The sequence below is a fragment of the Profundibacter sp. genome (genome assembly GCF_056498605.1).
Window position 1 is genome coordinate 1 of sequence record NZ_JBSMEZ010000068.1, and the last position, 2967, is coordinate 2967.

The 2967-nt window shown below is 54.8% G+C and carries 3 protein-coding genes; all 3 read right to left on the reverse strand.

Going from position 1 to position 2967, the window contains the following annotated elements; all coding sequences use genetic code 11:
- A partial coding sequence (locus ACWB12_RS07065) for an ABC transporter transmembrane domain-containing protein (RefSeq protein ID WP_479529362.1) occupies positions 1-393 on the reverse strand: 393 nt, incomplete at its 3' end.
- Positions 390-1751: a M16 family metallopeptidase gene (locus tag ACWB12_RS07070; protein WP_479529363.1), complete on the reverse strand. Its 1362-nt coding sequence runs from the start codon at positions 1749-1751 to the stop codon at positions 390-392. The genes ACWB12_RS07070 and ACWB12_RS07065, both read right to left, overlap by 4 nt.
- Positions 1748-2967: M16 family metallopeptidase (locus ACWB12_RS07075; RefSeq protein WP_479529364.1), on the reverse strand; the 1220-nt coding region annotated here is incomplete at its 5' end. The genes ACWB12_RS07075 and ACWB12_RS07070, both read right to left, overlap by 4 nt.

The window sequence follows — 2967 nt, forward strand, 5'->3', positions numbered from 1 at the left end:
TTCGCTGACGCGGGCAATGGTTTCACCAACCGTCCATTTGCGAAAATGGCTGAAGGGCAACCGGAACAGGTGCCCAAATATGCGACGCCCAAGTTCCCGGGTTACGCGATTCGCCGTTAGCATACTGAGAAGTTGTGATAAGACTTCAAAGCCAAGTTGAAATAAAGAAACCGCAACGAATACAAAGACGATTACCACCAAAGACGCTTCTCGTTGAAATGGCAATATCCGGTCAATGATGACTTGAAAGATAAACGGTTCAACCAGCCCAATCAGCCGTAGGCAGATCGCAAGAAACAGCAACTCGATATAGAGCGGTGTGAATTTCCAAAGCGTTTTCCCAAACCAGGAGAGGGGGATCTCTCCTGTATTTTCGCCTGTTTTATTCGTCATTTACACGCCTTAGCCTGTTCTGGTTTTGTTATGATACAGGCCCCCGGCAAGGCATCTGCATTCGGCGAGACAGCCAGAACAATAAAACTGCCGGGGGTTGGAAAGGCCTGTTGCAAACGTTCCATGAGACTAGCGCCAGTCACCTCGTCAAGAACCAGCTCTAAATCGAAAGCTATTTTCGGGTCTTGTCCATCCAGTTCTGCCATCAAGGCGGCGAAAGCGAGGTTTTCCGGGGCACGGGACGTTTTCTGAAAATTTTCCCTGAGCGGAGCTTTTAGGTCTGCAAGGTCGCCCGTCGGTCCTTCACTGCGAAATGCAGCATAGGCGTTGCGCACAACCTCGTCGGCTTGCGCCAGTTTGTCCGTATCGACCTGTCCACGGAGCACAATAAAACGATTACCTCGAGTGAAACCGTCCAGCCCTGCACCGAAACCGTAAGCTGCACGCAATTCAGTGCGCACGGCATTGAACAGCACGCTGTTTTCTCCGCCACCAAGAGCGCGAACCAATATGAAATCCTCCATTTCGCCCCCATCAGCGGTGGGCGGGAGCGACGCGATAAATACCAATGTGCTTGTCTGTGTATCCGGAATATGCAGCAGAATGCGCTTGGCAGTGAAATCTGCTCTGCCCGCAAGCGGGGCAACAGGTTTTCCTTCCGGCAGCCCGTCCAAAAGAGCATCGACGATCCGGCCTGCTTCTGCGGCATCCAATGCGCCGGCAATCGCCACCTTTGTGTTGGATCGGGAAAACACAGCGTTATGCCATGCTAACACGTCATCATGGGTAACCGCTTCAATTATTCCAGGCCGATCAAGTGACAGAGCTTCCCTGATTGGTATTTCGCCGAATACCGCCCAGCGCAGGGCCGCAAATCCCTGGCTTTCGGGGCGTGCACTGGTTTCGGCCATTCGGGCCGCGAACCCATCGCGGATACGGGCGAGCCAATTATCATCCAGCAATGGTGCACGCAGATGGGCGTTAGCAATCTGCACGGCTTTGTCCAAGTTTGCACTCGGCACCACAATTGACCCCAAGATGTTGTCCGGAGTTACACTCAGTCGGGCTTGGGCCTGCAAATCGGCAAAATCCTCGACTGCCTGCCCGGCAGGAAAACCCTCGGCCCCGCCAGATAATACCAGATCTGCGCCGATATAGGGCACCGCCTGATTGACATCATCACGGCTGACCCAATCGGTCGACCAGGCAATCTGGATGGCAACATCCTTGGCATCGGGAAGATACAGGCGGCTGTAGGCAATGCCACCGGGACTGGTCTCGCTGCTGGCTTGCGGGGCATCCGCTTTGCAGTCGACAAGCAATAGGGCTAGTGCCGTGGCCATAATCATCCGTATCATTCTGTATCCTTTCCGATGAAGGCAATGGCGGTTCGTCCTGGACCGTCCAGTGCCCCAAGTAATTTGTTGATGTCTTCGCGGGCAAGCAGTGCATCAAGCCCGCGTAATTCGGTTTGGCTCAAGGGCGCGCGTAGGCTCTTGACCCGCGCCAGCACATAATTGGCCATCCAAGCGCCTATGGCTTTTTCATCATTCCAATCGGGCCAATAGGTCTTGAACCGCCCTCGCACTCGCTGCCATGTATCTGGCGGAACACCTTGGGCCGAGGCGGACAGAGAAGCCTCGAACGCCTCACGCAAATCGGCAAATGATACATTCTGATCCGGTGCGGCGGAAAATTGTAGCTCGATATGGCGTTCGTCCAGCGGAAATACCGAGATATCAAAACGGCGCGCGATAAAGGCATCAAAACGCAAGGGGCCAGCCAGCCCGCCGGGCAAGTTGTTGTCAAGGATATCGCTCAAAAGGGCTGTCTGGATCTCCAGCAGGTCGAAATCCACCGGCTGATCCAGCGTCACCACCTTGCGCCAGATCATACGCGGGGCGGCCTCAGACTTGGTAAAGGTGAAAATGCGGGTTTCGGAGGCGGTAAGCACAAAGGGTGGCGGGGCAATTTCTACGGAATGATCCAGCTTACCCGCCAGCCCTGCCGCCTCCATCGCGCGCTGCAATTCGTTTTCGGTGACATTGCCAACCACCACAAGGGTCGCATTTTCAGGGCGGTGCGTTTGGTCATGCAGGGCGCGGGCCTGGTCGTAATCCAGGGCGGCGATCTGCTCCGGAGTGCCAAGGGGCGATGCGGCAATGGCGTTGCCCTGATACAGAAAGGCGTTCATTTCCATGTATGCCCTCGCATTGATGTTATCGCCCATACGCAGATCATATTCCCGCTGCAGGATGGTCTTTTCCTGCTCGGCAAAATCGCGTGGCAGGGTGATGGGATTGAATACGCCGGAAATTCGGCGCAACATGTCCGACAGATCGTCAGGCTTGCCCGACAGCCAATAGCCAACAGCCAGATCAGTGGTCCAGGCGTTGGTGTCACGATCCGCTTGACCATCCGCACTACCAATAGAGTTTAGCCAGCTAAGATGTTCGAGATAGTGAAAATCGAGCGGTTTGCTCTGATTATTCTGTGGGAATGCGACGTGAACCTCGGCGTGCCCTGAATTTGGCGAGGACAAGAGCAAAACTGGTTCGTTGGTAGAGATTGCGC

Excerpts from the sequence above, each read along its gene's own strand:
- ACWB12_RS07070 (WP_479529363.1), bottom strand. The coding sequence starts at position 1,751 with ATGATACGGATGATTATGGCCACGGCACTAGCCCTATTGCTTGTCGAC.